21 protein-coding genes are annotated in these 26,642 nt (G+C 60.0%); 15 read left to right on the forward strand and 6 right to left on the reverse strand.

Annotated elements, in window-relative coordinates:
• Window position 1 precedes the first annotated feature (1 nt).
• The gene (locus KGB25_RS10680; RefSeq protein ID WP_223434922.1) at window positions 2–262 is read left to right on the forward strand and encodes a hypothetical protein; all 261 of its coding nucleotides are present in this window, start codon (window positions 2–4) and stop codon (window positions 260–262) included.
• 2 nt (window positions 263–264) lie between these two features.
• On the opposite strand, the gene betT is transcribed toward KGB25_RS10680, so the two are convergent.
• Both betT and epsC read right to left on the reverse strand, forming a co-directional pair.
• Window positions 265–2,220 carry a choline transporter BetT gene (gene betT, locus KGB25_RS10685; protein ID WP_177318179.1) on the reverse strand — a complete coding sequence of 652 codons (1,956 nt, stop codon included), beginning with the start codon at window positions 2,218–2,220 and terminating at the stop codon, window positions 265–267.
• Window positions 2,221–2,645: 425 nt separating this feature from the next.
• Window positions 2,646–3,572, reverse strand: a complete 927-nt coding sequence (gene epsC / locus KGB25_RS10690) for a serine O-acetyltransferase EpsC (RefSeq protein ID WP_008032476.1) — start codon at window positions 3,570–3,572, stop codon at window positions 2,646–2,648.
• A gap of 192 nt (window positions 3,573–3,764) precedes the next feature.
• Between epsC and KGB25_RS10695 the strand changes: the two genes are divergently transcribed.
• The 11 genes from KGB25_RS10695 to KGB25_RS10745 all read left to right on the forward strand — a co-directional run bounded on the left by KGB25_RS10695 (window position 3,765) and on the right by KGB25_RS10745 (window position 15,422).
• Window positions 3,765–4,757 (forward strand): D-cysteine desulfhydrase, encoded by a 993-nt coding sequence (locus KGB25_RS10695; protein WP_008032477.1) that lies wholly within the window; start codon window positions 3,765–3,767, stop codon window positions 4,755–4,757.
• A 307-nt stretch (window positions 4,758–5,064) separates the two neighbouring features.
• On the forward strand, window positions 5,065–5,865 hold the full coding sequence (gene tcyJ / locus KGB25_RS10700; RefSeq protein WP_008040169.1) for a cystine ABC transporter substrate-binding protein: 801 nt from the start codon (window positions 5,065–5,067) through the stop codon (window positions 5,863–5,865).
• Window positions 5,865–6,530 carry a cystine ABC transporter permease gene (tcyL, locus tag KGB25_RS10705; RefSeq protein ID WP_008032482.1) on the forward strand — a complete coding sequence of 222 codons (666 nt, stop codon included), beginning with the start codon at window positions 5,865–5,867 and terminating at the stop codon, window positions 6,528–6,530. Before tcyJ ends, tcyL begins: the two co-directional genes overlap by 1 nt.
• 4 nt (window positions 6,531–6,534) lie before the next feature.
• Complete coding sequence (tcyN, locus tag KGB25_RS10710; protein ID WP_008040171.1) at window positions 6,535–7,290, forward strand: L-cystine ABC transporter ATP-binding protein TcyN; 756 nt, start codon at window positions 6,535–6,537, stop codon at window positions 7,288–7,290.
• A 475-nt stretch (window positions 7,291–7,765) separates the two neighbouring features.
• Window positions 7,766–8,530: a hypothetical protein gene (locus tag KGB25_RS10715; RefSeq protein ID WP_223434923.1), complete on the forward strand. Its 765-nt coding sequence runs from the start codon at window positions 7,766–7,768 to the stop codon at window positions 8,528–8,530.
• A 389-nt stretch (window positions 8,531–8,919) separates the two neighbouring features.
• A complete protein-coding gene (locus KGB25_RS10720) occupies window positions 8,920–10,161 on the forward strand; it encodes an SfnB family sulfur acquisition oxidoreductase (protein ID WP_192417251.1) in 1,242 nt (413 codons plus the stop codon).
• A 23-nt stretch (window positions 10,162–10,184) separates the two neighbouring features.
• Complete coding sequence (locus KGB25_RS10725) at window positions 10,185–11,378, forward strand: SfnB family sulfur acquisition oxidoreductase (protein ID WP_223415274.1); 1,194 nt, start codon at window positions 10,185–10,187, stop codon at window positions 11,376–11,378.
• On the forward strand, window positions 11,378–12,736 hold the full coding sequence (locus KGB25_RS10730; RefSeq protein ID WP_207285576.1) for an LLM class flavin-dependent oxidoreductase: 1,359 nt from the start codon (window positions 11,378–11,380) through the stop codon (window positions 12,734–12,736). The genes KGB25_RS10725 and KGB25_RS10730 overlap by 1 nt, the downstream gene beginning before the upstream one ends.
• A 118-nt stretch (window positions 12,737–12,854) precedes the next feature.
• A complete protein-coding gene (locus KGB25_RS10735; RefSeq protein WP_008040184.1) occupies window positions 12,855–13,664 on the forward strand; it encodes a MetQ/NlpA family ABC transporter substrate-binding protein in 810 nt (269 codons plus the stop codon).
• Between the two features lie 2 nt (window positions 13,665–13,666).
• Window positions 13,667–14,788, forward strand: coding sequence for a methionine ABC transporter ATP-binding protein (locus KGB25_RS10740; protein WP_223434924.1), 1,122 nt, complete (start codon window positions 13,667–13,669; stop codon window positions 14,786–14,788).
• Window positions 14,778–15,422 (forward strand): methionine ABC transporter permease, encoded by a 645-nt coding sequence (locus KGB25_RS10745; RefSeq protein WP_008032501.1) that lies wholly within the window; start codon window positions 14,778–14,780, stop codon window positions 15,420–15,422. The genes KGB25_RS10740 and KGB25_RS10745 overlap by 11 nt, the downstream gene beginning before the upstream one ends.
• A gap of 77 nt (window positions 15,423–15,499) precedes the next feature.
• On the opposite strand, the gene KGB25_RS10750 is transcribed toward KGB25_RS10745, so the two are convergent.
• Window positions 15,500–18,289 (reverse strand): RHS repeat-associated core domain-containing protein, encoded by a 2,790-nt coding sequence (locus KGB25_RS10750; RefSeq protein ID WP_223434925.1) that lies wholly within the window; start codon window positions 18,287–18,289, stop codon window positions 15,500–15,502.
• 509 nt (window positions 18,290–18,798) lie between these two features.
• On the opposite strand from KGB25_RS10750, the gene KGB25_RS10755 reads away from it, so the two are divergent.
• Window positions 18,799–19,164: a DUF6124 family protein gene (locus KGB25_RS10755; protein WP_008032502.1), complete on the forward strand. Its 366-nt coding sequence runs from the start codon at window positions 18,799–18,801 to the stop codon at window positions 19,162–19,164.
• 155 nt (window positions 19,165–19,319) lie between these two features.
• Window positions 19,320–19,949, forward strand: a complete 630-nt coding sequence (locus KGB25_RS10760; protein ID WP_223434926.1) for a class I SAM-dependent methyltransferase — start codon at window positions 19,320–19,322, stop codon at window positions 19,947–19,949.
• Between the two features lie 114 nt (window positions 19,950–20,063).
• Here KGB25_RS10760 and KGB25_RS10765 read toward each other — a convergent pair whose 3' ends face one another.
• From KGB25_RS10765 to KGB25_RS10775, 3 genes are read right to left on the reverse strand one after another with little or no spacing between them, the layout of a single operon-like run.
• A complete protein-coding gene (locus tag KGB25_RS10765; RefSeq protein WP_223434927.1) occupies window positions 20,064–23,117 on the reverse strand; it encodes an efflux RND transporter permease subunit in 3,054 nt (1,017 codons plus the stop codon).
• Window positions 23,114–24,181 carry an efflux RND transporter periplasmic adaptor subunit gene (locus KGB25_RS10770; protein ID WP_008032507.1) on the reverse strand — a complete coding sequence of 356 codons (1,068 nt, stop codon included), beginning with the start codon at window positions 24,179–24,181 and terminating at the stop codon, window positions 23,114–23,116. Before KGB25_RS10770 ends, KGB25_RS10765 begins: the two co-directional genes overlap by 4 nt.
• Window positions 24,178–25,281 (reverse strand): efflux RND transporter periplasmic adaptor subunit, encoded by a 1,104-nt coding sequence (locus KGB25_RS10775; RefSeq protein ID WP_207285573.1) that lies wholly within the window; start codon window positions 25,279–25,281, stop codon window positions 24,178–24,180. The genes KGB25_RS10770 and KGB25_RS10775 overlap by 4 nt, the downstream gene beginning before the upstream one ends.
• Window positions 25,282–25,393: 112 nt before the next feature.
• Between KGB25_RS10775 and KGB25_RS10780 the strand changes: the two genes are divergently transcribed.
• Complete coding sequence (locus KGB25_RS10780; RefSeq protein ID WP_008032511.1) at window positions 25,394–26,590, forward strand: AAA family ATPase; 1,197 nt, start codon at window positions 25,394–25,396, stop codon at window positions 26,588–26,590.
• Window positions 26,591–26,642 lie beyond the last annotated feature (52 nt).

Genomic DNA, 26,642 nt, shown 5'->3' on the forward strand with positions numbered 1-26,642 from the left:
CATGCACACCACGATCATCATCACCTTCGGCCTGGCCCTCCTGGCGCTGATGCTGTTCATCGGCGAGAACATCGGCTTCAGCCGCCAGACGCTGACCTACAGCTTCATCGTGTTGTGGCTGGCCCTGACGATGATCAACGGCGCCATCGGCGTGGTCACCGCCGGCCAGTCCGTGACCACGGAGCTGGTGGTCGGCAGCATCGTGTTCAGCATCCCGGTGGCGGCGCTGGTGTTGTTCATGGTGATGAGCAGCGAGGCCTGAGTTCAACGCACCAGATGCAAAAACTGCAGGTGCCGCTCGTACTGATCGAGGATGTCGTTGATGACCTGGTCCTTGGTGTAGCCCACCAGATCGTAGTCCTGACTGCCCTCGCTCAGGTGCACTTCGGCCCGATAATAACGGCGATTGTTGAGTTGCTTGGGACCCATGCCGCCACGGGCGAATGACGGCGTGAAGTAGCCACGCATCTGCACCTGATAGATGAACGGATGCTGCTCGCCGTGACCGATTTCCAGGCTGACGCTGTCGTTCGCCGGATCGGGTTGAGTGACCACGTTCAAGCCCTTCTCGACGAACACCGCCGACACCTCTTCAATCGCCGGGCGCACCGTCGTGTCGAGGAAGCGATAGACCTCATCCCGCGACGGGAAATGCACCGCCTGACTCAAACGCTGACGCCAACCGCCGCGCCGCGATCCGGACACCGGTGCCAGGGAATGCAGCTGCGCGATCTGCTTCTGCGACTCCAGATAAAACGCCTTGTGCAGGCCCCACATCATCAGCAGCAAGATCATCGAGAACGGCAACGAAGTCAGCACCACCGCTGACTTCAGCGCATCGATGCTGCCCGAAAACAGCAGCGCACTGGTGACCAGCGCGGTCATCGCGCCCCAGAACACCCGCAGCCATTTCGGCCCGTCCTCATCCGGGTTGCCGCCCTTGGCCGAGAGTGTCGACAGCACCACGGTGCCGGAATCGGCCGAGGTGACGAAGAACACGAAGCTGATGAACACCGTGACCGCAATCACGGTTTTGCTCCACGGGTAGGTTTCCAGCAGCAAATAGAGAGTCATCGACGGGTTGTCGATGGCCGACATGCCGAGCGCGCTCATGCCGTGATTGAGCACTTGGTCGATGGCGCTGTTGCCGAAAATCGACATCCACGCCAGGGTGAAACCGAGCGGGATCAACAGCACGCCGAAGACAAATTCGCGGATGGTACGGCCACGGGAAATCCGCGCGATGAACAGACCCACGAATGGCGACCACGCGATCCACCATGCCCAGTAGAACACCGTCCAGCCGCCCAGCCAGTCGCTGGGTTTGTCGTAGGCGTAGAGGTCGAAACTTTTCATCGGCAAGGCGCCGAGGTAGTCGCCGAGGTTCTGGATCAGGGTATTGAGCAGGTGCTGCGTAGGGCCGGCGAACAACACGAACAGCAGCAGCGCACAGGCCAGCAGCATGTTGATGTCGGACATCACCCGCACGCCTTTATCGACGCCGGCCACCGCGACGATGATCGCCGCGCCCATCATCAGCGTGATCAGGCCGACCTGAATCCACTGGGTGTGAGCGATGCCGAACAGGTAATCCAGGCCCGAGTTGAGGTGCAACACGCCGAAGCCCATGTCGGCACCGAGGCCGAACACTGTGGCGATGATGCCGAAGCCATCCACCGCATAACCGATCGGGCCGTTGATGCGTTTGCCGATCAGCGGGTACAGCGCCGAACGCAAGGCCAGCGGCAGATTGTGGCGGTAAGCGAAGTAGGCCAGCGCCATGCCGACGAAGGCAAACACGCCCCAGCCGTGCAGGCCCCAATGCAGAAACAAAATCTGCATCGCCTGGCGCGCCGCGTCCGCTGTGCCGGCCTCGCCTTGCGGCGGTTGCAACAGATGGGTCAGTGGTTCGGACACGCAAAAGAAGAACAGCGTGATGCTGATCCCGGCGGCGAACAGCATGCCGGCCCAGGACAGGTAACTGAATTCGGGCTCGTCGTGGTCGGCACCGAGCTTGATCTTGCCGTAGCCGGACAAGGCGGTGACCACCACGAAGACCAGATACAGCGTCATCGCGAGCATGTAATACCAGCCGACCGTATTGGCCGCCCAGTTTTGCGCTTGCAACAGCCAGGCGCCGGCTTGTTCAGGCATGGCGATAACGACGATGCCGAACAGAAAAATAAACGTCGCCGCGAAGTAAAACACCGGCGGATTCATGCGGATCTGGCCGCTGGCGGGGGTGGACGATGCACTCATGAAAGGTGCACCTCGAGGGGGTGAAACCGGGCAATCAATAACGGACTCGGCAAGGGCAAGCCTCCTGTTGTGAGCGGGCAGCAAACCGACGGTTTAACTTGAATGAGCGTTCAAGTTAAACATGGATAGGGGGCTAAGGACTAATCGCAGGGCTCGGCGGTCGTGTTCGTACGCTAGCTCAAGGATGGGTATGACGTGGGGTTTTGGGGATTTGTTCAGTGGGGAATTGGCTGGATGCCATTGTCTCGGATCGGCTTGAAACCATTCGCGGGCAAGCCGGCTCCTACAGGGTTTTATGTCGAACGGTAATCCCGAGTACGGCACAAACTTTGTAGGAGCCGGCTTGCCGGCGATGGCGTCAGAATTATTGCTAGAGATCCCGGGCCTTACTTCTGCGTCCCATCATCATGCTGCAAATTCGCCTGCGTCAGGTTGGCCCCTGCCGGAACGCTACGCGTCAGCCAAACGTTGCCGCCAATGGTCGAACCCTTGCCGATGGTGATCCGCCCCAGAATGGTCGCGCCGGCATAAATCACCACATCGTCTTCAACAATCGGATGTCGCGGATGGCCCTTCTGCAACTGGCCGTCTTCATCCGCCGGGAAGCGTTTGGCGCCCAGGGTCACGGCCTGATAGATCCGCACACGCTCGCCAATGATCGCGGTCTCGCCGATCACCACGCCGGTCCCGTGATCGATGAAGAAACTACGGCCAATCTGCGCGCCCGGGTGAATGTCGATACCCGTCGCCGAATGCGCGATTTCTGCACTGATCCGCGCCAGCAGCGGCAGCCCGGCACGGTACAAATGGTGCGCGAGGCGATGGTGAATCACCGCCAGAATCCCCGGATAGCACAGCAGCACTTCATCGACGCTGCGGGCCGCCGGGTCACCGTGATAGGCCGCCAGCACATCGGTGTCCAACAGGCTGCGCAGGCCCGGCAGGGCGAGTGCGAAGTCCTGGATGATCTGGATCGTTTTGGCTTCGACTTCAGTGTCGGCCGAGGCACTGTGGCGGGCGGCGTAACGCAGTTCGAGCCGTGCCTGTCCCAGCAATGCATTCAACGCGACGTCCAGCGTGTGACCGACGTAGAAATCTTCACTCTCTTCACGCAGGTCGACCGGCCCCAGGCGCATCGGGAACAACGCCCCGCACAACGCTTCAAGAATCTCCGCCATGGCCGCTCGGGAAGGCAACTCGCGGCCACCCTGCTCGCCGCTGGCGCGGCCGTTTTGCGCACGCCACTCGTCGCGCGCCGTGCGCAGTTGGCTGACGATGGTCTGCAATTGCCAATGGCTGGAACGCTCGCTCACGGTAAAAACTCCACACGGGCGGCCGGACTGTCTGGCCGCACTGACGGCGATTACTTTACGGCAAGGTCTGGAAACCGAATTAAGAACTGATTGTGCTGTGCTCAGCACTTTTGGCTATAAGTAATCTTGCCGGTTGCCCATGCATTTGGGCGTGCCTATAGTCCTGACATCTCTCACCGCCAGTACGGACCCATGATCAAACAACAGCTCGCCCGTTTTGACCGCCTCGATCTGCTCGGCCACCCGACCCCTCTGGAAAAACTCGAACGCCTGTCAGCCTGGCTGGGCCGCGACGTGTACGTCAAACGCGATGACCTGACGCCGCTGGCGATGGGCGGCAACAAGCTGCGCAAACTCGAATACCTGGGCGCCGATGCGCTGGCCCAGGGCGCGGACACGCTGATCACCGCCGGCGCGCTGCAATCCAACCACGTGCGCCAGACCGCCGCCCTCGCCGCCAAACTGGGCCTGGGATGCGTAGCGTTGCTGGAAAATCCTTTGGGCACCGAAGACGCCAACTATGTCGGCAACGGCAATCGGCTGCTGCTTGACCTGTTCGATGCCAAGGTCGAGTTGGTGGACAACCTCGACAACGCTGACGAGCAACTGGAAGCATTGGCCGCACGCCTGCGCAGCAACGGCAAAAAGCCGTATCTGGTGCCGATTGGTGGCTCCAATGCGTTGGGCGCCTTGGGTTATGTGCGCGCCGGGCTGGAATTGGCCGAACAGATCAAGGACACCGGCCTGACCTTCGCCGCCGTGGTGCTGGCCTCAGGCAGCGCCGGGACCCACAGCGGCCTGGCGCTCGCGTTGAGCGAAGCACTGCCGGATTTGCCAGTGATTGGCGTGACGGTTTCGCGCAGCGAAGAAGATCAGCGGCCGAAGGTTCAAGGCCTCGCCGAGCGTACCGCAGCGCTGTTGGGCGTCAGCCTGCCAGCGAGCTTCAAAGTTGAGTTGTGGGACGAATATTTCGGCCCGCGCTATGGCGAGCCGAATGCCGGGACGTTGTCGGCGGTAAAACTGGTTGCGAGCCAGGAAGGTTTGTTGCTGGACCCGGTGTATACCGGCAAGGCGATGGCGGGGTTGCTGGACGGGATTGGGCGTCAGCGTTTTGATGAAGGACCGATCATTTTCCTGCACACCGGTGGGGCGCCGGCGTTGTTTGCCTACGATTCGGCGTTCTGAGAGCGCTGCGCGCTCTATCGCCAGCAAGCTGGCTCCTACAGGGTTCGTGTTGAATAAAAAATCGTGCACGCCCCTGTAGGAGCCGGCTTGCCGGCGATAGCGGTCTAACCGATACATATTCCTTTAAGGAATAACAAACACAATATTTATTATTTTCCTATCTATAAGCACCGTCATATAGTCACGCCGCAGGCGAATTTGCAGCGAGACGCATACGCTGCTTTAGGGCAGGATATCGCAGTCGTCCAAATCCCGATTTTGCCAACATTCCTAAAAGCGTCTTCATAAGAAATCACAGGGGCTTGTCATGAATTTTTCCGCACTACGTCGAAATCTGCTGGTGGGTTCGCTGGGCCTGGCGCTGAGCGCCGGTCTGCTGGGGCAAGCGGTTGCCGGTGAGCAACTGCAAAAAATCAAGGACGCTGGCGTGATCAACGTCGGCCTGGAAGGCACTTACCCACCGTTCAGCTTCGTTGACGCCGACGGCAAACTGACCGGCTTCGAAGTCGAGTTCTCCGAAGCCCTGGCCAAAGAGCTGGGCGTGAAGGTCAAACTGCAACCGACCAAATGGGACGGCATCCTCGCGGCGCTGGAATCCAAGCGTCTGGACGCAGTGGTCAACCAGGTGACCATCTCCGAAGAGCGCAAGAAGAAGTATGACTTCTCCGAGCCGTACACCGTTTCCGGGATTCAGGCGCTGGTGCTGACCAAAAAAGCTGCCGAGCTGAACATCAAGTCTGCCGCCGACCTGGCTGGCAAGAAAGTCGGCGTAGGCCTGGGCACCAACTACGAGCAGTGGGTTAAAGCCAACGTGCCGACCGCTGACGTGCGCACCTACGAAGATGATCCGAGCAAATTCGCAGACCTGCGTAACGGCCGCACCGACGCCATCCTGATCGACCGCCTCGCCGCACTGGAATACGCCAAGAAGGCCAAGGACACTTCCGCCGCCGGCGAAGCGTTCTCCCGTCAGGAAGCCGGTATTGCCCTGCGCAAAGGCGAGCCTGAGTTGCTGGCAGCAGTGAACAAGGCCATCGACAAGCTGCGTGCCGACGGTACGCTGAAAAAGCTTTCGGAAAAATACTTCAGCGCTGACGTCACCAAATAATGGGAGAGGCTTTCCAACTTGCGCTGGACTCCGCGCCCTTCCTGCTGAAGGGCGCGTACTACACGGTAATCCTCAGCCTGGGCGGGATGTTTTTCGGCCTGGTGATGGGGTTCGGCCTGGCGTTGATGCGCCTGTCGCGCTTCAAACTGGTGAGCTGGCTGGCCCGCATCTACGTGTCGTTCTTTCGCGGCACGCCGTTGCTGGTGCAACTGTTCGTGATCTATTACGGCTTGCCGCAACTGGGTATCGAACTTGATCCGCTGCCGGCGGCCCTGATCGGCTTCTCGCTGAACATGGCTGCTTACGCCTGCGAAATCCTGCGTGCCGCGATCAGCTCCATCGAGCGTGGCCAGTGGGAAGCCGCCGCGAGTATCGGCATGACCCGCGCGCAGACATTGCGCCGGGCCATCCTGCCGCAAGCGATGCGCACGGCATTGCCGCCGCTGGGCAACAGCTTCATCTCGCTGGTCAAGGACACGGCGCTGGCCGCCACCATTCAGGTGCCGGAACTGTTCCGTCAGGCGCAGCTGATTACCGCCCGGACTTTCGAAATCTTCACCATGTATCTTGCCGCCGCGCTGATCTACTGGGTTCTGGCCACGGTGCTCTCGCACCTGCAGAACAAGTTGGAAGAGCGGGTCAATCGGCACGACCAGGAGTCCTGACCCCATGATTGTCGTGGAAAAACTGACAAAGCAGTTCAAGGGTCAAGTAGTGCTTAACGGCATTGATCTGGAAGTGAAGGAAGGCGAGGTAGTGGCAATCATCGGGCCGAGCGGCTCGGGGAAAACCACGTTCCTGCGTTGCCTGAATTTTCTCGAAGAACCCTCCAGCGGCCGGATCAAGGTCGGTGACATCGAGATCGATGGCAGCCGCCCGTTGAACCAGCAGCAGGGCCTGGTGCGGCGCTTGCGTCAGCACGTCGGCTTCGTGTTCCAGAACTTCAACCTGTTCCCGCATCGCACCGCCCTGGAAAACGTCATCGAAGGCCCGATCATCGTCAAGAAGGTCCCGCACGCCGAAGCCGTTGCCCTGGGTAAAAAGCTGCTGGCCAGGGTTGGCCTGGCAGGCAAGGAAGACGCGTACCCGCGACGCCTTTCCGGTGGCCAGCAACAGCGTGTGGCGATTGCCCGTGCGCTGGCGATGGAACCGGAAGTGATTCTGTTCGACGAACCCACCTCGGCACTCGATCCGGAGCTGGTGGGGGAAGTGCTGGCGACCATCCGCAGCCTCGCCGAGGAGAAGCGCACCATGGTCATCGTGACCCACGAAATGGGCTTTGCCCGCGACGTGGCCAACCGCGTGGTGTTTTTCGACAAGGGTGTGATTGTCGAGCAAGGCGAAGCCAAAGAATTGTTTGCCCATCCGAAAGAAGAACGGACAAAACAGTTTCTCAGCAAGTTCCTGAACAACGCTCAACACTGAGCCGCCATGACAGCGATATAAACTTCCACGGATGGAAGTTACATCGAAATTTCATATCCCCCCTCAACCGCCACTCAAACCACTCTTACAATTTAACCCTCTTTCAATAATCGCGTGCGGTACATATATATGTCCTGCGACAGATTATCCTCGCCTAAAATCCACAAAACACTTGCGCACTGCCACACGAACAACCGGCGCCTCCCACCGCAAAAACCGCTGATTCGGTGGGTATGTTCGACAAGTCGATGCGGCTTCCGGACCTGAAAGCGTAGGAGCTTTCTGAATAACGAAAGATTCGTTACTTAACTAACCAACTCTATTGACACTTATTCCAGCGCACTCTTATCTAGTCTCCGGCAAACGAACTCATCACGTTCAATCGTTGTTCATACGCAAGTAATGAGTCGTTTGTGGCTCGGCCAATCAGTTCTTTCAGAAACGGACTTCGCTGCAAGACTTCAAGGAGAAACCCATGAAACATATTTCGAAAAAACCCGAACTTGCGGCACCGACCGTGGAGCAATCCCACCGGAGCGGCATCAACATCACCTCGGCTTCTCACCTGCTGATCGCCGTCGCGCCTTATCCCGGCATGGACGAAGGCGACTTGATCGAACTGTTCTGGGACGACTGCTACGTGGCCTCCAGGGTGCTTAACACCCTGGACGTCGGCAAATCCGTCAGCCTGCGCGTGCCGCAAAGCTTCATCGCCAACGGCTCCTCTCGCATTCACTACCGGCTGATGCAGGTCGGCCATGGGCCCGCGCTGTCACCGACAACCCGCGTGCAGGTCAAGCTCGACTGCCCGGGAGGCCAACCTTCTGCCCTGTACGGCGATGAAATCCAGAGCCTGGCGCCGGTGAGCATTCCCGAAACCATCCGCCGTCAGGGCGTCAACCCGAACCAGATCAAGCGCGGCGTTCCCTTGACCATCGAGCCGTACCTGAACATGGCCATCGACGATGAAATCACCCTGCGCTGGGGCGATGTGCGCATGGACCTGCCACGGCTCAAGGCCGGCGATGTGGGCCAGCCGATTCAGGTCTGGGTGCCGCCGGCGATCATTCTTGAAGCCGGCGAAGACCTGCGGCTGGAAGTGACCTACTGCATCCTCGACCGCGTGGGTAATAACTCTCGCTGGGCGCCGGCGCGTACGTTGAAGATTGGTTGTGCCAATCCGTATCTCAAAATCCCGCAGAGGGAAGTGCTCATGGCCGCCGAACCCCGAAAAAATTGAGATCTGCCCCCCCCCTTGTAGGAGCGAAGCTTGCTCGCGAAGGCGTCGGTTCTGACACACCGGGTTATCGTTCTTCGCGAGCAAGTCGGATCGCCGCACCGTTCGCTCCTACAAAAGCCGATCGCTGGGTGTTTCTGTTGCTACAAGAACAAAGTGTTGTCCTGCGTACAGTTGCTCACGACACACTTCTATCCATATTCCTAAAAGTTAGTTTATTTAATTTTTATACACGCTTAGGGTATATAAACCGGACCACCGGACATTCTTGTTTTTACTTCGCCGCATCCATCGCGGCGTTCCATGAGATGTGAGGTAGGTATGGTCCGGAACACAATCACCCCAGTGCAGATCGCCAGGGCATTGCGTGCAGCAGCCAAGGAGCGGCACTGATGTCCAGTCTGGCAGATGCAATCGTCCAGAGTGATCTGGACATCGCCCCGTTGTTGTTGCCCGCGCAGGTGTTGCGCAACGACGCACAAGCAATCAAGGCCGCCCATGAGCTGGCGCAGGTCGCCCGCCAACAAGCGGCTAAACGCGACCGTCAGCGCAAGCTGCCGTGGTCGGAAATCGAACAGTTCACCCGCAGCGGCCTGGGCAGCATTGCCATCCCTCGCGAATACGGCGGCCCGCAGGTTTCGTTCGTCACCCTGGCCGATGTTTTTGCGATCATTTCCGCAGCCGATCCGGCACTGGGGCAGATCCCGCAGAACCAGTTCGGCATTCTCAACCTGGTACTCGGCAGCGCTACCGAAGCGCAGAAAAAACAGCTGTTCAAAAGCGTGCTCGAAGGTTGGCGCATCGGCAATGCCGGGCCGGAGCGCGGCACCAGGAACACCCTGGAACTCAAGGCACGGATCACCGCCGACGGCGACGGATTTGTCATCAGCGGGCAGAAGTTCTACTCCACCGGCGCCCTCTTCGCCCACTGGGTCGCAGTCAAGGCGCTGAATGACGACGGCAAGCAAGTGTTGGCCTTCGTCCGTCGCGGCACACCGGGCTTGCGGATCGTTGATGACTGGTCCGGTTTCGGCCAGCGCACTACCGCCAGCGGCACCATTTTGCTCAATAACGTGCGGGTCGACGCCGAGCTGGTGGTGGACAACTGGAAGATCAACGACAAGCCGAACATCCAGGGTGCCGTCTCGCAGCTGATTCAAGCGGCCATCGACGCCGGCATCGCTCGCGGCGCCATCGACGACGCCATCGAATTCGTGAAAACCCGCGCTCGCCCATGGATCGACGCCAAGGTCGAACGCGCCAGCGATGATCTTTATGTGATCGCCGACATCGGCAAACTGAAAATCGAACTGCACGCCGCTGAAGCGCTGCTGCGCAAAGCCGGGCAGGTACTCGATCAGGTCAACGCCGCACCGCTCACCGCCGAGTCCGCCGCCCGTGCCTCGATTGCCGTGGCCGAAGCCAAGGTGCTGACCACCGAGATCTCGCTGCAGGCCAGCGAAAAGCTCTTCGAACTGGCCGGGAGCCGCGCCACCCTCGCCGAATTCAACCTCGACCGCCACTGGCGCAACGCCCGCGTGCACACGCTGCACGATCCGGTGCGCTGGAAGTATCACGCCGTCGGCGCCTATCACCTCAACGGCACGCTCCCCGCTCGCCACTCCTGGATTTAACGACCAGACACCTGGAGAAACACATGACAATTTCTCACCACGTCGCGGTCATAACCAGCGATGAGCAAGCCCTGATCGTCGCCAGTGACCTGGCCGAAGACTTCAAACGCGACAGCGCCCTGCGCGACCGTGAACGCCGTTTGCCGCACCCGGAACTGGAAGTGTTTTCCCGCTCGGGCCTGTGGGGCATCAGCGTGCCAAAAGAGTACGGCGGCGCCGGAGTTTCCAACGTCACGCTGGCCAAGGTGATCGCCTTGATCGCCCAGGCTGACGGCTCCCTCGGGCAAATTCCGCAGAACCATTTTTACGCCCTCGAAGTGCTGCGCGTGAACGGCAGCGCCGAGCAGAAAAAACGTCTCTATGCAGAAGTGCTGGCCGGCCAGCGTTTCGGCAATGCACTCGCCGAACTCGGCACCAAAACCGCCCACGACCGCGTCACCAGTCTGACCCGCGACGGGGACGGCTATCGCATCAACGGCCGTAAGTTCTACGCAACAGGCGCGATCTACGCGCAGCGCATCCCGACCTCGGTGGTGGATGAAAACGGCGTGCAGCAACTCGCATTCGTACCACGCGACAGCAAAGGCCTGACAGTCATCGACGACTGGAGTGGTTTCGGCCAGCGCACCACCGGCAGCGGTTCGGTGGTGTTCGAAGACGTCTTTGTGGCCGCCGAAGACGTGATCCCGTTTCAAAGCGCCTTCGAACGCCCGACCCCGGTAGGCCCGTTGGCGCAGATTCTTCACGCCGCCATCGACACCGGCATCGCCCGCGCTGCCTATGAAGACGCGCTGCATTTCGTGCGGACCAAAACCCGGCCATGGATCGACGCCACGCATGAAAAAGCCATCGACGACCCGCTGACCATCAAGAGCTTCGGCCACCTGAGCATTCGTCTGCACGCCGCCGAAGCCCTGCTGGAACGCTCCGGTGAATTCCTCGACAAGGCTCAAGCCGACACCAACGCACAGACCGTTGCCGCCGCGTCGATTGCCGTCGCCGAAGCCCGCGCCATCAGCACCGAAATCTCCCTTGCCGCCGGCAGCACGCTGTTTGAACTGGCCGGCAGCCAGGCGACCCTGATCGAACACGGACTGGATCGCCATTGGCGCAACGCTCGGGTGCACACGCTGCACGACCCGGTGCGCTGGAAGTATCACGCCGTGGGCAACTACTACCTCAACGATGAAAACCCTCCGTTGCGAGGGACCATCTGATGGCCGGTGAGAAAAAGAAGATCCTGCTCAACGCGTTCAACATGAACTGCATCGGGCACATCAATCATGGCTTGTGGACGCACCCACGGGACACCTCGACTCAATACAAGACCATCGAGTATTGGACCGAACTGGCGCAGTTGCTGGAGCGCGGCTTGTTCGACGGCTTGTTCATCGCCGACATCGTCGGCGTGTACGACGTCTACCAGAACTCGGTGGACGTACCGCTGAAAGAATCGATCCAGTTGCCGGTCAACGACCCGCTGCTGCTGGTCTCGGCGATGGCGGCGGTGACGAAAAACCTCGGTTTCGGCCTGACCGCCAACCTGACGTACGAACCGCCGTACCTGTTCGCCCGACGCATGTCGACGCTCGATCACCTGAGTCGCGGCCGGGTCGGCTGGAACATCGTCACCGGCTACCTCGACAGCGCCGCCAAAGCCATGGGCCTGAGCGAACAAGTCGAGCACGACCGTCGTTACGACCAGGCCGACGAATACCTCGAAGTGCTCTACAAACTCTGGGAAGGCAGTTGGGAAAACGGCGCGGTGCTCAACGATCCGCAGCAACGGATCTACGCGCAGCCCGACAAAGTGCACAAGGTCGAACACAAGGGCGAGTTCTATCAAGTCGAGGGTTATCACCTCTGCGAACCTTCGCCACAACGCACGCCGGTGCTGTTCCAGGCCGGCAGTTCGGATCGCGGTTTGCTGTTCGCCGGGCGCCACGCCGAATGCGTGTTCATCAGCGGCCAGAACAAACCGTCGACCAAGGTTCAGGTGGACAAGGTGCGCGCCAGCGCCGTCGAGGCCGGGCGCAATCCTGAGGACATCAAGGTGTTCATGGGGCTGAACGTGATCGTCGGCGCCACCGAAGAGCTGGCCTGGGCCAAGCACGCCGAGTACCTGAGCTACGCCAGTGCCGAGGCCGGCGTGGCGCATTTCTCGGCATCGACCGGGATCGATTTTTCCGAGTACGCCATCGACGAACCGATCCAGTACGTGAAGAGCAACGCGATCCAATCGGCAACCAAAAACCTGCAAAACAACGACTGGACCCGGCGCAAATTGCTTGAGCAACACGCGCTCGGTGGCCGCTACATCACCGTGGTGGGTTCGCCGGAGCAAGTGGCCGATGAGCTGGAATCGTGGATCGCCGAGACCGGGCTGGATGGCTTCAACCTGACACGAATTGTCACGCCGGAAAGCTATGTGGATTTCATCGAACTGGTGATTCCGGAGTTGCAGCGTCGTGGGTCGTACAAGACCGCTTATGACGATGGCAGCCTGCGGGAGAAGCTGTTTCACGCAGAGGCGCATTTACCTGAGCAACACACCGGCTCCGCGTTTCGCCGTTAAAAGCATCGCTGGCAAGCCAGCTCCTACAGGGGATCGCGTTGCCCTTGTAGGAGCCGGCTTGCCGGCGATGAGGCCCTGACAAACACCCCAAATTTATGCACTGACTGGAAAAAACATCATGAAAAAGAACTACCTCTCTCACCCAGTCAAAGCACTGGCCCTGGCCCTCGGCCTCTTCAGCTCCATCACCTTCGCCGCCGACGCGCCGCTGAAAGTCGGCACCACCGCCGCCTTCGCCATCCCGCTGGAAGCCGCCGTCGCAGAAGCCAATAAACAAGGCCTGAAAGTCGAACTCGTCGAGTTCACCGACTGGATCGCGCCCAACGTCAGCCTCGCCGCCGGCGACATCGACGTGAACTACTTCCAGCACGTGCCGTTCCTGGAAAACGCCAAGGCTGCCGCCGGTTTTGACCTGGTGCCGTTCGCACCGGGCATCATCAACAACGTCGGCCTCTACTCGAAGAAATACAAAAGCTTCGACGAACTGCCGGAAGGCGCCAGCGTCGCCATCGCCAACGACCCGATCAACAGCGGTCGCGGCCTGCAACTGCTGGCCAAGGCCGGCCTGATCACGCTCAAGCCGGGTGTCGGCTACAAGGCTACCGAAGAAGACATCATCGCCAACCCGAAGAAGATCAAAATCCTGCAAGTCGAAGCGGTGCAACTGGTGCGCGCCTATGACGACGCCGATCTGGTGCAGGGCTACCCGGCCTACATCCGCCTGGCGAAGACCTTCGATGCCGGTTCCGCGTTGCTGTTCGACGGCCTCGATCACAAGGAATACGTGATCCAGTTCGTGATCCAGCCGAAAAACAAAGCCGACCCGCGCCTGATCAAATTCGTCGACATCTACCAGCATTCGCCAGCCGTTCGCGCAGCGTTGGATAAGGCCCACGGCAAACTCTATCAAGCCGGTTGGGAAAGCTGAGAATGACGGCCGCGATCCAACGGCGACTGGATATTCCAGAGCCTCAGCAAGCTAAACAGACCGAACTGCACCCGGACCTGAATCGTGCTCACGTACGCTTCATCGGCCTGGGTAAAACCTACAACGGCCAGCAAGGTCCGGTGGCGGCGCTGCACGGCATCGACCTGGCCATCCAGCGCGGTGAAGTGTTCGGCATCATCGGCCGCAGCGGTGCCGGCAAGTCGTCACTGATCCGCACCATCAACCGTCTCGAACAACCGAGCACCGGGCGCGTGCTGATCGATCAGGTGGACATCGGCGAGTTCGATGAAGACCGCCTGGTGGCGCTGCGTCGGCGCATCGGCATGATCTTCCAGCACTTCAACCTGATGTCGGCCAAGACCGTTTGGCAGAACGTCGAGTTGCCGCTGAAAGTCGCCGGCGTGCCCAAGGAGAAACGCGAGCAGAAAGTTCGTGAGCTGTTGGAACTGGTCGGCCTGCAAGAGAAGCACAAGGCCTACCCGGCGCAGCTTTCCGGCGGGCAGAAACAGCGCGTCGGCATCGCCCGCGCGCTGGTGCACGACCCGGAGATTCTGTTGTGCGACGAAGCCACCTCGGCGCTGGACCCGGAGACCACGCAATCGATCCTCGGCCTGCTGCGCGAGATCAATCAGCGCCTGGGCCTGACCATCGTGCTGATTACTCACGAGATGGCGGTGATCCGCGACATCTGCGACCGCGTCGTGGTGTTGGAGCATGGCCGCATCGTTGAGCAAGGCCCGGTGTGGGAAGTCTTCGGCAACCCGCAGCATGAGGTCAGCAAGACCTTACTGGCGCCGTTGCAACACGCGTTGCCGCAGGAGCTGCAAAGTCGTCTCCAGGCGCAACCACAGTCGTCCGACGCCGCCGTGGTCCTGCGTTTGCAATTCACCGGCAGCGCCACCGACGAACCGGATCTGGCCGCGTTGTTCGCCGCCCTCGGCGGTCGCGTGCGCTTGCTGCAAGGCGGCGTGGAACGGATTCAGGGCCATGCGCTGGGGCAATTGCTGCTGGCGGTGACCGGCTCGCCGCTGGGCGCGGAAGAACTGCGTCAACGCGCCGGCAACTGGGCACAACAGGCGGAGGTGCTGGGTTATGTGGTTTGATCGATTGCTGCAAGGTTTCATCGACACGTTTTTGATGGTTGGCGTGTCGTCGTTGATCGCGCTGCTGGCGGGGATTCCGCTGGCGGTGATCCTGGTCACCAGCTCCAAGGGCGGGATCTACGAAGCACCGGCGCTGAACCGCGCCTTGGGTGGGTTCGTGAACCTGTTCCGCTCGATTCCGTTTTTGATTTTGATGGTGGCGTTGATTCCGTTTACCCGGTTGATCGTTGGCACCACGTATGGCGTATGGGCGGCCGTGGTCCCGCTGACGATTGCGGCCACGCCGTTCTTTGCGCGTATCGCCGAAGTCAGTTTGCGTGAGGTGGATTACGGTTTGATCGAAGCAGCGCAGGCGATGGGATGCCGGCGTTGGCACATCGTTTGGCATGTGTTGTTGCCAGAGGCGTTGCCGGGGATTGTCGGTGGTTTCACGATCACCTTGGTGACCATGATCAACTCGTCGGCCATGGCCGGTGCGATTGGTGCGGGTGGGTTGGGGGACATTGCTTATCGGTATGGATATCAGCGGTTTGATAGCCAGATCATGTTGACGGTGATTGTGTTGCTGGTGGTGTTGGTGGCGGTGATTCAGTTGGGTGGGGATCGGTTGGCTCGGGGGTTGAACAAGCGCTGAAGCAAATGAAGGACCTCAACGAGGGGAGCAGTTCGCAAACACCTGCCCCTCCCGTTCTAGCAATAAACAACTAGCTGTCACTTCGCATATAGCTGACCCAATCGGTGACCAAGAGATCGGAAAAATGAAGTTTTTTTGGTCTTATTCTGAACGAGTGGACGTGTGACTCGGCTGGTGCCAATGGACGGTTGCACGGGCTCAGCCAATGGTTTGGCAAGTCCCAACATAGATTTTTCATTGTAGATCTGCTGGGCAGTCTTCCCTTCAGCCTCCATCTTGAAAATGATCTTCAGGCCTTCACTTTCGCCAAATTTCGCTTTGGCGGCGTCCCAGACACCTTGTTCTTTCAGGTAGGTGATCAAGCCGTTGAAATCTCGCTTGTACGTGTTCACCAGGCGCGCATACGTTTCGGGCGAGTCAATAGAATTGATTCGAAGTGTTGAATCAAACGACGAGCTCTCGGGAATCGGGGCATAGCTCACTGATTGTTGCTGCGGAGCAATCTCGCGAATCATCGCCTCAACGTCAATTGAGGATTCGGGTTTGTAGTGGCCGGAATGATTGTCGAAGATGAATTTTGATGAATCGTGTTCGTCGATTTTCAACCGTCCGGCAAAAACTGGAAGGCCCATCTCGGGCTGGATGCCCATGTGCTGAAAATACATATTGGCAAACAGACGCAGCTTGCCGCCCTGATCACGAAATGCAGCAATGGCATGCCAGCTCGAAGAAGGCTCCCACTCGGGATCCGCCCCCTTGATCACGTCCATTCCTCGGGTATAAACCGCGTCGGTTCTCATGAACGTGTTTTTCTCTTGATCCCACATCAGCTCCTCGAACCATCCAGTGCCAATATCTTTATTCATTAGGTTGACGATATCGGCGATAAAAATATCGACTGGAATCGATAACGTGCCTTGCCAGTCGTAGAAATTAATCGGGTTGTTCCTCACCATCGCATAGCGATTCAGCCCATCCTTGTCTCCTGCCGGGTCTGGGCACATCCAACGCTGCAACCACGGCGCGTAATACCGGAATCCGTAGTAATAGAGCCCTGTCGCATCCCGCTCTTTGCCGGAATAGCGAATCGTTTTGTACTTCGCCACCAACGCATTTTTACCAGCCCAGCATGCGGTGCCGCCGAAGGCGTAATAGTGTTCCTGGGTCAGCACGCCGGCTTCGTGATTCAACTCCAACGTGCTGGAACCGAGATGGTCGCAGAGGCTGTAACGCAGTTGATCGGCATGGGCGCCTTCAGGCCAATGCAAGGCCCGAACACTGCAACGTCCTGCTTCGGCGCTGATGACATGGCGCTCTTCGCCATCGGCCTGGCGGTGGATTTCCAGGTTGGGCAGGTAACGGACTTCAGTACGCCCTGTCCGGCCACTGGTCTGGTTGAAATGTACTTTGCGCAGCCGATGGCCGGGCCGGTCGTAGGCGTAGCCTTCGTAATCGTCGGGTTCATCGCCGCGCTTGACCAAGGTCACCCGGCTCAACTGGTTGCGGATGTCCCAGGTCATGGCTTGGCCGCGCTGCAACTCCAGCTGATTGCCGCAGGCATCGAAGCCTGACTCGATTTCCGACTCACCGGGCAATGAACCATCGTCCCGCTGTGCCAGACTTCGGTTGCTTCGGGCGGAGGTGAACATCGAGAAACCCGGCGCGCCACTGTGCTGGCGGGTGATCAGATTACCCGCCGCGTCGTACTCGAAGCGTTGGGTGTAATTACGTCGCTGATTGGGGTCCAGTGGTGTGGGCAGCAAGTCCGGCAATGTGGGTCCGTGGCTTGAGTTGGCGACTTCCCAGCCGCTGGCTTCGACCAGTTGGGACAGGCTGTCGTAGCGGTAACGATTGATCGGTTCGATGCGCTGGTTGTTGAACCAGGTAACGGCTTGGGCCTTGTCTTCCAGCTTGATGATGTTGCCCGCCGGATCGTAGGTGTAATTCAGGTCCTGCAACATCTTCTGACTTCCGACGGCGGCCACCAACCGAATCAACCGACCGTCATCGGCACCGTACTCGGCTTGCGTTTTCACACCATTGCCAGCGATTTCGCTTTCGACCTGGTCGTGGGCGTTGTAGCGGATGTCGCTGACCAGGCATTGCGGTTGTCTGCCCTCTCCAGCCATCAGCAGCCAGGTTTCACTCAGCTTGCCTGCCACGTCATAGGCAAAGGTACGGTGATTGCCCATGGCATCGGTCTGGCGCTGAATCTCGCCCGTGGGAGAGAAGACGTGCCGCGTGACGAACGACTGATCTTCCAGCAACGCGTCCCGAGCCTCTAACTCGCTGGGCCAATCGGGTGGTTCAAGGTCGATCAGGAAGCATTGGTTTTCACTCAATTGCGAACCGGCCAAACCGTAGTCGGGGACGAAGCGGGTACTGGCTGGATTGTCGTGGCGGATCACCGCTGCACATTGGTTATGCACAGCGAATGCCGGGGCAGAGCCGCCGTAGGTCAATCGCTCAACCACGTGCGGTAGTGCGTCAGCGGCCTGTTCCGTAACGGCTATCGGACGTTGCTGATCGTCATAGGCGATGTGACGCTGACTGCCTCTGGCGTCCCAGAACGATCGCAGCGAACCGGCCTGATTCAACAGGCTCAGTTGCCAGCCGGCATCGACGCTGTCCGTCAGCAACGATTGGCCACTCAACCCATGGATTGTCGTCAGATTCGGCTTCTGCGCAGACGCCCATAAACGGGGATCCCACGACTCGACCAAACGCCCCGCAGCATCGAAGCCTTGCCGGGTGATGCGCGAAGTAATGACGCTCTCGTCCGGGTGCCGGCAATAGCCCACGCCGCGAATTGCCAAGGCTCGCGGGTCCATGACCGACAGCGTCGGTGTGTGTGGGTGAGCGTTCACGGTATCGACGGTCCTTCGCTCGAGTGGAGATAAGACTGAGCCTTTTTTGGCCGGGCCGATACTGTAAGAAGTAACAGGTAGCCGCACCGAAACTGTTGGGGGGGGCGGAGGTTGAACAAGCGCTGAATCAAGGTTAGTGGTAGGAAATTCACTACAAATCGGGAAGTTTTCCCACAGAGAAATCAGCACTCCTACAAGGCCAATCCCTTTCATTTGCAGGACGTTTCCTAGATGATTCCGCACGCTTGCGCCTGGCAAATCCGCTGGCTAGTCTCGGTCCGTCACTGCTCATCAGTGATCGGGATTAGTAGCCCGGATCGATAGGTGCATAGCGTGTTCATGATCATGTCTGGCAATTTGCCGGATGCTGAATATGGTGGCTGTGCGTGGGGCACCTTCGGGTGCGCCGGTTTGCCTATTGACCGGTCTACTAACCTGCGCGCAGCCGCCACCCATCGTTTTAGTAGGCGAAAAGTGGCGGCTCCCATGCATCAATAGGAGCAACACAAGTGAAAAAACCAGTCCCCGATCCACCTCCCGAAACCTCAAGCAAAGACAACGACGATCCGCTTAAAGGTCGTTCAGCGCTTTACCACGCAATCGATTTTTACCTCACCCGCGAACATACCGGCGCGCCGGACGAACTGCGCTTCTACAACGTCAGCCAGGACGTGAACTTCGAAGACACGCAACTCTATGTCGCCGACCTTCTGCGCTGCGCCTCGGTCACCGCTTATCGGTGTGGCGATCAACTGAAAGGTGCCGACAGGGCCATGGTGTTCTCTATTTGGCATTTGTTGGAAATTGCCAAGGCGATGGTTGACCGGTCCATTGAATGTTTGGGGATGAAGCACACCGGAAACCGGCCTGAATAATAGGCCGGCAATTAAATCGCCTTCGCGGGCAAGCCTCGCTCCTACAGGAAAATGTGCTCCTCTGTAGGAGCGAGGCTTGCCCGCGAATGGCTGCGAAGCAGCCTCGAACCTGATGGCGTATATTCGGCAAATCCCAATTGCCTGCGCAGCCCGCCATGAAACAAACCCCAGACGACCTTGAGAAAATCACCTCCACCACCCTCGGTCATTACAACTCGGTGGCCGAAGGTTTTCGCGAAGGGACGCGCGATCACGATGTCAGCCAGAACATTGATGCGCTGCTGCGGCATATTCAGGGTGAGCCGCCGTTCGACATCCTCGACTTTGGCTGCGGGCCGGGGCGGGATTTGCAGACGTTCACGCGCATGGGCCACACCGCGGTCGGCCTCGACGGTTCGGAAAAGTTTGCGCAAATGGCGCGTGAAGACAGTGGTTGCGAGGTGTGGCAGCAGGATTTTCTGAAGCTTGATTTGCCGGCTGAACGCTTTGACGGGATTTTTGCCAACGCGGTGCTGTTTCATATTCCGCGTCAGGAATTGCCACGGGTGTTGAAGGAATTGCGCGGGGCGTTGAGGCCCGGTGGGGTGTTGTTCAGTTCCAATCCGCGTGGTGAGAATCAGGAGGGGTGGAATGGGCCGCGGTATGGGGCTTATCACGATCTTCAGGCGTGGCAGGATTTGCTGACCGCTGCGGGGTTTGTGGAGTTGGAGCATTACTACCGGCCGGCGGGGTTGCCGCGGGAGCAGCAGCCTTGGTTGGCGAGTGTCTGGCGTAAGCCGGTGTAGGCAGGTCCGGCGCCATCGCTGGCAAGCCAGCTCCTACAGTAGACCGAGTTGTCCTGATGGACGCGATCCCCTGTAGGAGCTGGCTTGCCGGCGATGAGCGCGCAGCGCTCGACCTTAATGCACCTCTTTTTTCGGCTCGCGAATCTTGTACCAGGCCACATACAGCGCCGGCAAAAACAGCAGCGTCAGCAACGTCGCGATGATGATGCCGCCGATCATCGCGTAGGCCATCGGCCCCCAGAACACTTCCCGGGCAATCGGGATCATCCCCAGGCTCGCCGCCGCAGCCGTCAGCAGAATCGGCCGGCGACGGTGTTCCGTGGCTTGCGCCACCGCATCCCACGGTGACAGCCCTTCTTTCTCCAGGGCGTCGATCTGCGTCACCAGAATCACCGAGTTGCGGATGATGATGCCGATCAACGCCAGAATCCCCAGGATCGCCACGAAGCCCATCGGCGTGCCGGTGGGAATCAGCGCCAGCACCACGCCGATCAGGCCGAGCGGCGCGACGCTCGCCACCAGGAACAGCTTCTGCACGCTGTGCAATTGAATCATCAGGAAGGTCGCCATCAGGAACAGCATCAACGGCACCACCTTGGCAATCGGCCCTTGGGCCTTGCCGCTTTCCTCAACCGTACCGCCCGTGGCGACCTTGTAGCCCACCGGCAAAGCGGCGGCGAATTTGTCGATCTCCGGCTTCAGTTGCTTGACCAGATCGGTCGGCTGAATCTCGTCCCGCACCGCAGCCTTGATGGTGATGGTCGGCTTGCGGTCGCGGCGCCACACCAGCGGCTGCTCAAGTTCATAGCGCACGGTGGCGAAAGCCAGCAGCGGGATCGAGGTGCCGCTGGGCGTGACGATCTGCAGGTTCTGCAACGTTTCCGGCGTACCGCGCTCCGCGTCCACTGCGCGGCCCACGACGTTAATCAGGTAGATATCGTCATCAACCTGCGTCACCGGCGCACCGACGACGATGCTGTTCATCAGGTTGGCCACGTCTTCCGACGACAACCCCAGTTGCCGCACCTTGTCCTGTGCGATGTCGATGCGCAGGACTTTGCCCGGCTCGTTCCAGTCGTAAATGATCTCGCCGATGTGCGAGTTCTTGTCCAGCTCGGTGGCCAGGGCGATGGCATGTTTGCGCACCTGGTCGATGTCCTTGCCGCTGACCCGGTACTGGATCGGCCGCCCGACAGGCGGGCCCATTTCCAGCGCCTGGACGTAACTGCCAATGCCGACGAAATCCTTGCGCAAGCGTTCGCGCAAACGCTGACTCAGGGCTTCTCGCGATTCCAGGCCTTTGCTGACGATGACCAATTGCGCGTAGTACGGGTTTTGCAATTGCTGGTCGAGCGGCAGGTAGAAACGGATCGCGCCTTCGCCGATGTAAGTGCTCCAGCGCACGATGTCCGGGTCGTCCTTGAGCGTCGCTTCGAGCTTGTCGACGGCTTTGCGGGTTTCGGCAATCGAAGCGTTTTGCGGCAGGTTCAGGTCGACGAGAATTTCCGGCCGGTCCGAGGACGGGAAGAACTGGTTCTGTACAAACTGCATGGAAAACACCGACGCCACGAACAAGGCAATGGTGATGCCGATGGCCCACCAGCGATTGCGCATGGACCAGAGCATGCCGTAATTGAAGGCGCGACCGATGCGACCAGGTTCTTCATCGTGAGGTTTCACGTTGGCGCTGAGGATATGTACGCCGATCACCGGCGCGAACAACACCGCGACAACCCACGACACCAGCATCGCCACGGCAATCACCGCAAACAGCGTGAAGGTGTACTCGCCCGCCGAACTGGCGTTCAGGCCGATCGGTACAAAACCGGCCACCGTCACCAGCGTACCGGTGAGCATCGGGAACGCGGTCGAGGTGTAGGCGAACGTGGCCGCCTGCTCCTTGGTTTCACCCATCTCCAGCCGGGTGACCATCATCTCGACCGTGATCATCGCGTCGTCCACCAGCAGGCCTAGGGCGATGATCAGCGCGCCGAGGGAAATCCGCTGCATGGTGATGCCGCTGTATTCCATGAAGACGAAGACCATCGCCAGTACCAGCGGAATCGAGCACGCGACCACTAACCCGGCGCGCACGCCGAGGCTGACGAAGCTGACCACCAGCACGATCACCACCGCTTCGAACAGCGCGCTGGTGAAGCCGCCAACGGCTTTTTCCACCACGGCGGCCTGGTCGGAAACGTTGTACACACCGACGCCCACCGGCAAATCGGCGGTCAGGTCGATCATGCGCTGGTGCAGCGCCTTGCCGAAATCCTGAATGTTGCCGCCCTTCTTCATGGCAATGGCCAGGCCGATGGCCGGATGGCCGTTGTAGCGAAACTCCGGGGTTGCCGGGTCGACATAACCCCGACTGATGTCGGCAATGTCGGCCAGGCGATAGAAACGATCGTTGAGCCGCAGGTTGACGTTTTCCAGGTCTTTCTCGGACGCGAACTGCCCGGTGGTGCGAATGGAAATCCGCTCGGGACCGGCTTCAATGACCCCGGCCGGCGTCACCGCGTTTTGCGATTGCAGGCTATCCACGACCTGACGCTGATCGATCCCCAGCGCCGCCAGTTTGCGGGTTGAGAAGTTCAGGTAGAGCACTTCATCCTGCTCGCCGACCATCTCGACCTTGCCCAGCCCCGGCACTTCACGGATCTCGGCGCGCACCTGCTCGACGTAATCGCGCAACTGGCGCATCGACAAGCCGTCAGCGGTAAAGGCGTACACCGAGCCGAACACATCACCGAATTCGTCGTTGAACCCCGGCCCTTGCAGGCCCTTGGGGAACTGGCCGCGAATGTCGTTGATCTTCTTGCGCACCTGGTACCAGATTTCCGGGATGTCCTTGGCGCTGGTGGTGTCGCGCAGGTTCACGAAGACCGTGGACTCACCGGGTCGTGTATAGCTTTTCACATAGTCGAGGGAGTCGAGTTCTTCGAGCTTTTTCTCGATGCGGTCGGTGACCTGCTTGAGGGTTTCTTCCTGGGTCGCACCCGGCCAGCTGGACTGGATGACCATGGTCTTGATGGTGAACGAGGGGTCTTCCTCGCGGCCGAGGTTCATGTACGAGAACACGCCCATCAGCAGCGCGATGAACATCAAATACCAGACAAACGACTGATGCTTGAGGGCCCATTCGGATAAGTTGAAACTCCCTTTCATTGTGGGCTGTCCTCATCGATTTTCACTTTCTGCCCAGGCTTCAGGCTGTTCACACCGGCACTTACGACACGCTCACCGGACTTCACGCCGCTGGCCAGGACCATGGTGGAATCGGTGCGGCTGATCAGGCTGATGTCACGCGGGGAAACGGTTTGGGTCTGAGGGTCGATGACCCAGATCCGCGATTTGCCATCGACCTCTTGCAGCGCGGTCAGGGGCAACTCGATTCGTGGCTTGATCGCAGAGCTGAGGGTGACGCTGATTGCCGTGCCCAGGCGAAACCCCGGTGGTGTGTCGGTCAGGGTCAGGCGGGCGCGCCGGGTGCGGGTGGCGCTCTGGGCCTGGGGTTCGATTTCGCGGACGATGGCGGTGGTGGTGATGTTCGGTTCCAGTTGCACGGCGACCTGAAACACCACATCCGCGGGCAACTGATCCACCAGCGTGTCGGGCAGGTCGATTACCGCTTCCTTGATGTCCGGCTGCGCCAGGGTCACCACTTGCTGGCCGGCGGTCACCACTTGCCCGGCTTCGGCGTTCCACGCGGTGACGATGGCTTTGTGGTCGGTGCGCAACTCGACATAATCGAGTTGGTCCTTGGCCTGATCGACCGCCGCCTTCGCTTGATCGAGGGAAGCCTGAGTGGTTTTCAGATCGGTCTGGGCGATGTCCAGTTGCGCCTGCGCACCGACCCCGCGATCGAACAGCTCCTGCTGACGCCGGGCGTTGGCCTGGGCGTTGATCAGTTGTGCCTGGACCTTCGCCAGATCGCCCTGAGCCGAGCGCAGCTGGTTTTGCTGATCGGTGGGATCGAGGGTCGCGAGCAAGGCGCCCTTCTCGACCTCGGCGCCGACATCGACGTTGCGACTGGCGATGCGCCCCGGTACGCGGAAGCCGACATTGGTTTCGTATCGGGCCTGGATGCTGCCGGCGAAGCGGCCGAGACTCTCCTCGCCCAGCGCCTGGACCTTGATCGACAGCACCGGACGCACCGGCTCTGGCGGCGGTTCTTCTTTCGAGCAGGCCACCAGCAACATTCCGGCGAACACCAGCAATACGCGCTTCATGGCTGGGCTCCCGCTGCTAAATCCTTGTAGGTGTTTTCGGCGATTTCCACTTTGACGCCGGGGTGCAGCAACTGACCGCCGGCAATGACGACTTTTTCGCCGCCCTTCAGGCCATCGCTGATAATGACTTTGCCGGTCAGGTAACGACCCACCGTCACCGTATGCAATTGCGCCTTGCCCTCGTCATCCACCAGCCACACGGCCGGTTCGCTGAGGTTTTTGGTCAGCGCCGACCATGGCAGTTCGATTGCGGCTTTGCTCGGCGTCTTCGCCGTGCCGCTGATCACCGAGCCAAGTTGCATGCCTTCCGGCAGACCGTTAAGGGTGACCTTGACCTGCACCGTACCCGTCTGCGCGGAAACGGCCGGGGTGACTTCCCGAACCGTGCCTGTGGTCTTGATGGCCGGGTTATCGAGCAAGCTCACCACAATCGTTTTGCCCTCAGGATCCTCTGTCAGCAGCGACTCGTAGACGTTGAACACCGCGTCGCGCTCACCGTCGCGCGCCAGGCTGAAAATCGGCATCGTGGCCTGCACCACCTGGCCGACTTCGGCCTGCCGGGCAGTGATCACTCCCGGCGCGTCGGCGATCAGCGCGGTGTAACTCAGTTGCTCGCGGGCGTTGGCCAGTTGCGCCTGGGCAGCCGTCAGCGCGCTCTGGCTGCTGCGCAATGCGGCCTGGGCGGAGTCGAACTCGCTTTGACTGGTGTAGCCCTTGGGCAGGAGTTTTTGCTGGCGGACGAAGGCGGCGGCGGCCTGTTTGACCCGCGCCTGCTCGGCGACGACCTGCGCCTGGGCCGAGTCGACATTGGTTTGCAGGTCTTTCGGGTCGAGCCTGGCGAGCACTTGCTTGGCCGACACCCGGTCACCGACATCGACCGAGCGCTGGATGATCTTGCCGCCGACACGGAACGACAGCTCTGTCTGGACCCGCGCCTGAACATCACCGGTGAGGGTCACGGACGCGGCGTAATTCGCGGCGTTGACGACTTGCACGAACACCCGCGGACGATCCTTTTCGACCTGGGGTTTTTCCCCGCAGGCCCCCAGCAGGACAAGAAGACTCAGGCCAACCACTCTTTTCAATCCGGGACCAGCCATGCAGACTCCTTTGCGTCGTACGAACGTGCCAATGGCGATACGACTGTGAGCTTAGAACAGGGTTCAACAGGTGCACAGGTTTGCTGCACTCATAGCAGTAAGGAAGCTTCCAATGCTCAAAACCCTCGCGGTGGCCAATTACCGCTCGATCAATAAACTGGTGATTCCACTGGGTCGTCTGAACCTGATCACCGGGCCGAACGGCAGTGGCAAATCCAACCTCTACCGGGCGTTGCGCCTGCTGGCGGAAACCGCTCAGGGCGGCGTGGTCAATGCGTTGGCCCGCGAAGGCGGCCTGGATTCGACCTTCTGGGCGGGACCTGAAACCATCACCCGGCGCATGCGCAACGGCGAAGTGCCGATCGAGGCGACCGTTCGCCACGGCGTCAAACGCTTGCGCCTGGGGTTTGCCGGGGACGACTTCGGCTACTCGATCAGCCTGGGGCTGCCCGATTCCAATGGTCATTTCATGTTGCCCGGGCACAGCACCCCCATTGCGTCACGGTTCAGCCTCGATCCGCAAATCAAGCGTGAATGCCTGTGGGCCGGGGCGCATTATCGTCCGGCGAGCCTGCTGGTGGATCGCGACGGCCCGATGATCCGCACCCGAGCCAACCGCAGCTGGGACGTGCTGGCTCAGCACACGCCGACTTTCGACAGCCTGTTCGATCAGGTTGGCAGCTTGCGGACCTCGCCGGAGGTGCTGGAGATGCGTGAGTTCATCCGCCGCTGGCGCTTCTACGATCACTTTCGCAGCGACGCCGACGCGCCGGTGCGTCAGCCACAACTGGGCACCCGCACCCCGGTGCTGCACCACGACGGCAGAGACCTGGCGGCAGCGTTGCAGACCATTATCGAGATTGGCGACCCCGAAGCTTTGCGCAACGCCATCAGCGATGCATTTCCCGGTGCGCGTCTGCATATCGAGCCGCTGGCGGGCGGCCGGTTCGCCATTGAGTTTTATCAGGAAGGGTTATTGCGGCCGTTGTCGGCGGCGGAGTTGTCCGACGGGACGTTGCGCTACTTGCTGTTGGTGGCGGCGCTGCTGACGCCGCGCCCACCGACGCTGATGGTGCTGAACGAGCCGGAAACCAGCCTGCACCCGGACCTGTTGCCGGCGTTGGCGCGCTTGATTATCCGCGCGTCGGAGCAGTGTCAGGTGTGGGTGGTGTCCCATGCCCGGCGGTTGATTTCGGCGCTACAGGAAGATCCCGAGTGCAACTGCATCGTGCTGGAGAAAAATCTGGGCCAGACCGGGATTGTCGGGCAGCGGATGCTGGATGAGCCGGCGTGGTACTGGCCGGATTGAGCGGCGTCCGATAAACCGAATCGCGAGCAGGCTCGCTCCCACAGTTGACCGA

This window comes from Pseudomonas sp. BF-RE-21 (assembly GCF_019947305.1).
Classification (GTDB): Bacteria; Pseudomonadota; Gammaproteobacteria; order Pseudomonadales; family Pseudomonadaceae; genus Aquipseudomonas; species Aquipseudomonas migulae.